3 protein-coding genes and 3 pseudogenes are annotated in these 7,607 nt (G+C 55.5%); 5 read left to right on the forward strand and 1 reads right to left on the reverse strand.

What is annotated here, in order from left to right:
* Positions 1-817: 817 nt before the first annotated feature.
* A pseudogene (locus CRT23_RS26865) lies at positions 818-1,476 on the forward strand (IS630 family transposase); the annotation flags it as partial.
* Here CRT23_RS26865 and CRT23_RS29485 read toward each other — a convergent pair.
* A pseudogene (locus CRT23_RS29485) lies at positions 1,450-1,777 on the reverse strand (helix-turn-helix domain-containing protein); the annotation flags it as partial. The pseudogenes CRT23_RS26865 and CRT23_RS29485 sit on opposite strands and share 27 nt — an antisense overlap.
* A 187-nt stretch (positions 1,778-1,964) precedes the next feature.
* On the opposite strand from CRT23_RS29485, the pseudogene CRT23_RS26870 reads away from it, so the two are divergent.
* The 4 genes and pseudogenes from CRT23_RS26870 to CRT23_RS26885 all read left to right on the forward strand — a co-directional run bounded on the left by CRT23_RS26870 (position 1,965) and on the right by CRT23_RS26885 (position 7,400).
* Positions 1,965-2,883: pseudogene (locus tag CRT23_RS26870) on the forward strand (IS630 family transposase).
* Between the two features lie 926 nt (positions 2,884-3,809).
* Positions 3,810-4,748 carry a sulfate adenylyltransferase subunit CysD gene (gene cysD, locus CRT23_RS26875; protein ID WP_103712554.1) on the forward strand — a complete coding sequence of 313 codons (939 nt, stop codon included), beginning with the start codon at positions 3,810-3,812 and terminating at the stop codon, positions 4,746-4,748.
* A complete protein-coding gene (cysN, locus tag CRT23_RS26880; RefSeq protein ID WP_103712555.1) occupies positions 4,748-6,655 on the forward strand; it encodes a sulfate adenylyltransferase subunit CysN in 1,908 nt (635 codons plus the stop codon). The genes cysD and cysN overlap by 1 nt, the downstream gene beginning before the upstream one ends.
* On the forward strand, positions 6,648-7,400 hold the full coding sequence (locus CRT23_RS26885; protein WP_103712556.1) for a 3'(2'),5'-bisphosphate nucleotidase CysQ: 753 nt from the start codon (positions 6,648-6,650) through the stop codon (positions 7,398-7,400). The genes cysN and CRT23_RS26885 overlap by 8 nt, the downstream gene beginning before the upstream one ends.
* The last annotated feature ends 207 nt before the right edge of the window (positions 7,401-7,607 follow it).

Genomic DNA, 7,607 nt, shown 5'->3' on the forward strand with positions numbered 1-7,607 from the left:
GGAGAGGAGCAGGTTTTGGACCACGGGCCATCGGTCACCTCCGTGCGGACATCCCCCACACGTAGGTGCAAGCTCAAATCTGCAACCGAACTTCTAATTCAGACCACCAGCATCCATCGGTTGCTGCGTGCGGCAGGTCTGGGGTTCGGTCGCCCCTAGCACACGATCAGCAGCCCGGATCCGGACCATGCTGTCAAAAAAGGCGATCGAACTCGCTTGCAACGGCTTAAAGCAAGGATCAACTTCTACTACGCTGACGAGTTCAACATCAGCTGGTATCCAACCCTGCGAGCGATGTGGGGACCGAAGGGACGGCAGGTGATAATCCCGTCCCCTATGCAGCCGACGCGGCGCAATGGGCCTGGAGCCATCAACTAGCATAGCGGCGAGACGGTGGTCCTCACCCGCCACCACAAGCGGCGACGCGAGGTTGCCGAACTCCTCGAAGCGATTTTGGCCAAGCAGCCGACTGAAACCGTGTATGTCGCCTGGGACAATGCAAGCGTGCACGAGGACGACGAGGTCGAGGCCGCGCTGCGCGGCTGGCCACCTCATTCTGCTGTACCTTCCGACCTACAGCCCATGGCTGAATCCGATCGACATGCTCTGGCCCCAGTTCCGCCGCGAGGTCACTCACTGCGAGCTGTTCGCAAGCATCGATGATCTGGGCGAGGCCGCCCGCGCTTTCTTTGACCGCTACAATCGCAAGCCAAGCGGTGTCTGCTCACTTATCGGAGCCCATGCCCCATGATTTTCGAGGCTGTACTTAGCGGTGTGGTTAGAATTTAAGTTGCATATTTTGATTTTGTACTGATGCCTGGTGGATGTCCGCACGAGGTCGCCGAGCGCTCGGGATCCCAAACCTGCTCCACTTCACCTGAACGAGGACGAGCGAACGCGCCTCGCCGGATTTGCCTGTCGCCGCAATGTGCAATGTTGGCCGGGCGTTGGCTCGACGCGCGGATCGTGCTGACGTGCACCAAGCTAGGCTTGGCCAACAGTAACGTCGACCGCGCCCTCGGCATCCGCCGGATGAGCGTCACAACGTGGTACCTCTGCTTCCTCGTTCATCGCCTCGACGGCCTTGTCGACCCGCCTCGCTCTGGTGCGCCAGTTACCTTCGCGGACACGGGCATCGGAAGGATGGTCACTCTCACGCTGGAAAACCAGCCGGAGAACGCCACCCTTTGGTCGACCCGCACTACGGCTCGGCAGGTCGGCATGAGCCAGAGCATGGTCCCGCGGGTCTGGCGTAACTTCGGGTTACAGCCGCACAAGAGGGACACCTTCAAGCTGTCGACCGATCCCGCCTTCGTCGATAAGGTCGGGTACGTCGTCGGCCTGTACTTGGCTCCGCCGCATCGTGCCGTGGTGCTATGTGTCGACGAAAAATCCCAGATCGATTCGCTGACCAGGACCGCCCCGGTCCTGCCGATGCGGGCCGGTCCGCCGGAGCGCCGGACCCACGATTATCGCCTTGGCCACGGCGCGCCCGGTCCAGTGCGTGGCCTCGTTCAGCAGCATTGAACAGGTCAGCGCCAGCACCTCCGCCACCCTTCGCGTGGAGTGCGGCGGAGTGCTGGGTGGGCGAGTCTAGTCGCGCGGCCGAGCCCTCGACGCCCTCGTCGGCGAAGCGCTGCTGCCAGCACCAGGCCGCGGGTCGGCTGACGCCAGCTTGCCGTGCGACGTCCTACACCTTCAGGCGCTTGGCCGAGAGCAGAAGTATCTGGCGCTTAGGATGTGTTTGAAGCCTGGGAGCGGGCACCCACGATCCCAGCTAACTGGAACGTCGTGGCATCATCGAGGGTACACAGACCGTCTGGGCCATGCCCCAAACTCGCACGCTTCACACACATCGTGAGTCGTCGGTCGGCGTCACTGCACTAGAGCATGATCCGAGCGGCATGAGACGGATGTCGGGCTGAAGGGTTGGTCGGTAATGGAGAGCGCCGACGTCCTTAGCTCTGTCCGTCGATCTGCGTAAACGTGTTGTCGGGTTCGTTGCAGCCTGGGCCACGCGGCGTCAAGCAGCCGAATGCTCCGGGGTTAGCCTTGCCAGCGCGAGCGGCTGGTGCGGGCTGTTTGCGCGTAAGGGGCATGTCGCACCCAAGGCCATGGGTGGAGATCAGCGCTCACATCGGGTCGGAGAACATGCCGACTAGATCCTGGCGCTCTATGAGCGACGGCCGGGCATCTTCCTGCATGAACTGAAGGCCGCTCTGGCCGAGCATGGTCTCTACGTCGCACCGAGCAGCCTGTCGCGCTTCTTCAAGCGCCAAAGCACCAGCCATGCCTCCGAGCAAAATCGCCCGGATATGAAGGCGGCCTACGAGGTCTGGTTCGAGAGCCAACCTGATCTCGAACTGAACCGCCTCGTGTTCATCGACGAGACCGCAGCCACCACTACCATGGCTCAGCCCTAGGGACGTGCCCCGTGCGGCGAACGCTGTCGTACGAGCGTGCTCCAGAGCCACAAGAAAAACCACGACCGTCACGGCTGGGCTGCGCGCTAGCGGCATCACCGTGCCCTGGCTGCTCGATGGGGCGATGGACGGCTCCGCGTTCCGTACCGACTTCGCGTCCGTGCTCGTGCCCGACCTTCAGCCCGGCGACACGGTCGTGCTCGACAGCCTGCCGGCACACAAGATCAGCGGCATCCGCGAGCGCATCGAAGCGACTGGCGCCCGGCTGCTCTACCTGCCGCCCTACAGCTCAGACTTCAAACCGACTGAGCAGGCCTTTGCCAAGCTCACGGCCCTGCTACGCACCGAGGCGGCTCGCTCCATCCCGGACCTGTGGGACGCCATCAAACGCGCGTTAACACGCTTCCAACCAACCGATTGCCGCATCTATCTCGCCGCTGCAGGCTATGACGCAATCTGATCGGATGCCGCTCTAGCCGCGGGATGGGGGCAAACGCGCGCGACGGCACCTTTTCTGCATTGCCGTTACAGCACCCAGCGTGCACACGTTTCAGCCGTACGAGGCAGCATCAAAGAGCAAGCAAGAGCCCTGAACCATCCCCGACACACAACCATAAGGAGCGCCATCGATCCTTCCTCAGCATGAGCACTGTGCGTACTCCGGTGCGATTCACTACAAAGCCTTTACCCGCTACACTGCAGCGACTGAGCATCTCAACGTACAGGAACCACCCCGGTGAAGGCCTTCACCGAAATTTGACCCACCCATTCAGTATACTAACTAAGGGCCTAAATATACCCATGACCATACCACCGGATACTTCACAATTAATTATGTATCCGTCAATTATTAGGGTTCCCACCGGTAGGTGTTTCTAACCCCGTTTTGAACGAATCACGCTTCTGTAAAGTAGCCATCACGAAGCGACCGTAGGCGCTAAGGTTTACTGCTACAGTCCTCCACGTGCAGGCACGGTACAGCAGTTGGGAATGCAAACCCGCGTGAGTTCTGAGCCGGCAAAATCCCGGCATCAACCACCCACTCGATGCTATAATCGACAATGGATTCTCTAGCTCTAACAAAACTTATCAACACCGAACGAGGGCATGCAGTATATTACCGATATGCCGCGTAACGTTTTGATAATTATATCGCACTTGATATCAACGGCCATTATCGAATGTATGCCTTGCAAGAAATAAATTGCGTCATAATTTAGCTGAACCTAAATGACGCGAGGCAAGCATCAACTCCAGGCTTTCTACGTCGGCTGGATGACTTTAGATAGACCGTGAACGAAACCCTAGCATTGACGCGCAATTTCATGGCTGCCAGAAGCGGGAAACAAGAAGCGCGGAATTGATTATGAAGGATAAAACTCGATCATGATAGAGGTACCGACCAAAGATAAAGGAACGCCTGCTGCTGTACTAACCCACCTTCAGCGGCTAGAGGCCGAGGCGATTCATATCATCCGAGAGGTCGTTGCTGAATGCGAAAAGCCTGTAATGCTTTACTCAATTGGCAAAGACAGCGCGGTGATGCTTCGCCTCGCACAAAAAGCTTTTTCACCTGCAAAAATTCCATTTCCACTGCTCCATGTTGATACAACATGGAAATTCCGGGAAATGTATGAATTACGCGACAAAACAGCTCGAGACTTGAATCTTGAGCTAATTGTTCACGTAAATACAGAAGGATTAGATCAGGGCATTGGGCCTTTTACTCACGGCTCTGCCGTTCACACTGATGTCATGAAAACCCAGGGACTGAAGCAAGCTCTCGATAAGTACGGGTTTGACGCAGCGTTTGGAGGAGCACGCAGAGATGAAGAGGCCTCACGCGCTAAAGAACGAATTTTTTCGTTTCGTGGGAAAGGGCACACTTGGGACCCAAAAAATCAAAGGCCAGAACCCTGGAAGCTCTATAATACGAAGATAAATAAAGGCGAAAGCATACGTGTGTTCCCGCTCTCGAATTGGACCGAGCTCGACGTTTGGCAGTATATCCGCTTGCATGATATACCAGTTGTGCCCCTGTATTTCGCAGCCGACCGCCCAGTCGTGGAGCGGGACGGAACACTAATAATGGTAGACGATACTCGTATGCCACTAAATCCTGACGAGTCACCACAGAAGCGCAAAGTGCGCTTCCGTACCCTTGGTTGCTATCCACTGACGGGCGCGGTTGAGAGCGACGCAGAAACCCTCGAGGAGATCATTCTCGAGATGATCCAATCCACAACCTCCGAGCGCCAGGGACGAGTTATCGATCGAGATGGCAGCGCGTCGATGGAACGGAAAAAAAGAGAGGGCTACTTTTAATGGGTCATCTGTCAGATGAAGCTACTAATAAGGTCGATGCCTATTTAGCAGATAATGAGGATAAATCGCTTCTGCGATTTATAACCTGCGGTTCTGTTGATGACGGAAAGTCGACTTTAATCGGACGGTTATTATATGATGCTCACACTATACTTGAAGACCAACTCAGAACGCTGACGTCCGATTCGCAGCGTGTTGGTACAAGAGATGGGGCGCTTGACTTCGCACTACTTGTTGACGGGCTTGCGGCCGAACGGGAACAGGGCATCACCATCGATGTGGCATATCGGTATTTCTCGACAGAAAAACGCAAGTTTATTGTGGCGGATACACCGGGCCACGAACAATATACTCGAAATATGGTTACCGGAGCGACGACTGCTGATCTAGCAATTATTCTCGTAGATGCCCGAAAGGGGATTCTTACGCAGACACGTAGGCATAGTTATCTTACTACGTTGGTAGGCATCAAAGAAATTGTACTTGCTGTCAACAAGATGGACCTAGTCGACTTCCGTGAAGATGTATTTGATGACATCGTCAAAAACTTTACAACTTTTGCCGAGCAGATCGGACTAGATAGATTCGTAGCCATTCCCATCTCCGGGACGGGGGGCGATAATATTATTAGCCTCAGCGGTTCAACGCCGTGGTTTAAGGGCCAACCCCTGCTTACGCATCTCGAAACCGTCGAGGTTGCGAAGAAGACGACTGACGACGTCCCATTCCGCATGCCAGTCCAACTCGTCATGAGGCCGCACCTGAATTTCAGAGGCTTTTCCGGGCTTGCTGCCAGGGGGGCACTTAGAAAAGGAGATGCTATTGCCGTTCATCCTTCCGGACGACGTAGTAGTATCCAACAAATCATTGCAGCAGGCGTTGAGGTGGACCAGGCCATCGCCGGCCAGTCCGTCACGCTCACGTTCACCGATGAATTGGATTGCTCCAGAGGCGACGTAGTTACAACTGCAAAAGATCCGTTGGAAGTGGCGGACCAATTTGAGGCTACCATAGTATGGATGGCAGATCAGCCGCTGCTGCCTGGAAGGAGCTACCTCCTCAAAATCGCGACAAAGCAGGTCGTGGCGACAGTGGTGGATATTAAGCATCGAGTAAACATCAACACAATGGAGCACCTCGCCGCAAAGACCTTGGAATTAAACGAGATCGCTGTCTGTCAATTGAGTGTCAGCGAGATGATACCTTTTGAGCCATATGCCGTGAATCGTGATCTTGGTGGCTTCATACTCATCGACAGGCTCACCAACGCCACGCTTGCGACCGGATTTTTGCACTTCGCGCTTCGTCGCTCCCATAACATTCACTTGCAGGCGGTTGACGTAGACAAGCGCACTAGAGCGGAAGTGAAGCGGCAGAAGCCGGCTCTTATTTGGTTTACGGGCCTGTCCGGCGCGGGAAAGTCAACAATATCTAATCAGCTTGAGCGATACCTTCATGGCGCGGGCTGCCATACCTACCTATTGGACGGAGACAACATCAGGCATGGATTGAACCGGGACTTGGGGTTCACGGATGCTGATCGAGTGGAAAACATCCGTCGTGTTGCCGAAGTTGCTAAGTTGATGGTGGATGCAGGGCTCATTGTGCTCGTATCTTTCATTGCGCCCTTCCGCGCGGAAAGGGAATTTGCAAGAAGGTTGGTTGAAGTAGGAGAGTTCTTTGAGGTTCACGTTGACGCACCCCTAAGTGTCGTCGAAGAGCGTGATCCGAAGGGCTTGTACAAAAAGGCTCGTCGTGGAGAGCTCAAGAACTTCACGGGGATTGACAGCCCGTACGAGGCGCCGGACGAGCCGGAAATCTATATCGACACAACCCGGTTATCGGTTGATGAAGCTGTGTCAAAACTGGTGTCAAACCTAAAATCAAAAGGCGTAGTGCATGATTGAGGACGATGGTAAGCTCTGCTCAACGATTGCACAAACGGCTGGTCAAGTACTCGTCGTATTGCAAAAGAGCGGACTTTTTCGAGATAAAGTTCTTGGTCAAACTGGCGATGAAATCGCAAATCTGCTTATCTCGAAAGCGCTGGGCTTGGCACGGCCGAATGATGCTATTCTGTCAGAGGAGAGCACTGACGACTTAGGGCGCTTGCACGCGAAGCGCGTTTGGATCGTCGATCCTCTGGACGGAACGCGCGAGTATGCCGAAGGTCGGCCGGACTGGGCCGTACACGTTGCTGTTGTCGTCGACGGAAAACCCGTAGCAGGCGCTGTTGCGATACCAGCCCGTGAACTCACATTTGCGACGTGCAACAACGTTCAGTTAGCGCCTTGGTCGGATACCAGCAAGCTGCGCATGCTGGTAAGTCGAAGTCGGCCGTGTGAAGCGGCAGGCTATGTCGCAGACGCCTTGAAAGCCGAAATAGTGCCCATGGGATCGGCTGGTGCAAAGGCGATGGCGGTTCTTCGCGGTGATGCAGAAATTTATTTGCATTGCGGAGGGCAATATGAATGGGATTCCTGTGCGCCAGCAGCAGTAGCTGCAGCAGCAGGACTTCACGTCAGTCGCATTGACGGAACAGAACTTCGCTACAATCAGCGTGAAACTTATCTGCCTGATTTACTGATATGCCGGCCTGAAATAGCCCACAGAGTACTGGTAGCGTTATCGAACTCAGGCTGTAAGTCGTGAGACTTATTGAAACTGAATGTCACGCTCGGGCGTGGCTCAAGTACGTGTAGCTTCTCACGATCAGCGGTGCTGGGAACGCCGCTGTTAACTTTGGCGGCGGAAAGAGGTGCCTTAACAGGTATGTTGTTGTGATGGTTCTTCCCCGGTTCCTGCGCCCGAGCGTGATCCCCGGTTTCGGGCTCGCCTTCGGCTACACCCTGACCTGCC

Source organism: Methylobacterium sp. V23 (assembly GCF_002917135.1).
Classification (GTDB): domain Bacteria; phylum Pseudomonadota; class Alphaproteobacteria; order Rhizobiales; family Beijerinckiaceae; genus Methylobacterium.

Bases quoted from the DNA above. Each gene is read 5' to 3' on its own strand.
- cysD (WP_103712554.1), top strand. From the start codon at position 3,810: ATGATAGAGGTACCGACCAAAGATAAAGGAACGCCTGCTGCTGTACTA.
- cysN (WP_103712555.1), top strand. From the start codon at position 4,748: ATGGGTCATCTGTCAGATGAAGCTACTAATAAGGTCGATGCCTATTTA.
- CRT23_RS26885 (WP_103712556.1), top strand. From the start codon at position 6,648: ATGATTGAGGACGATGGTAAGCTCTGCTCAACGATTGCACAAACGGCT.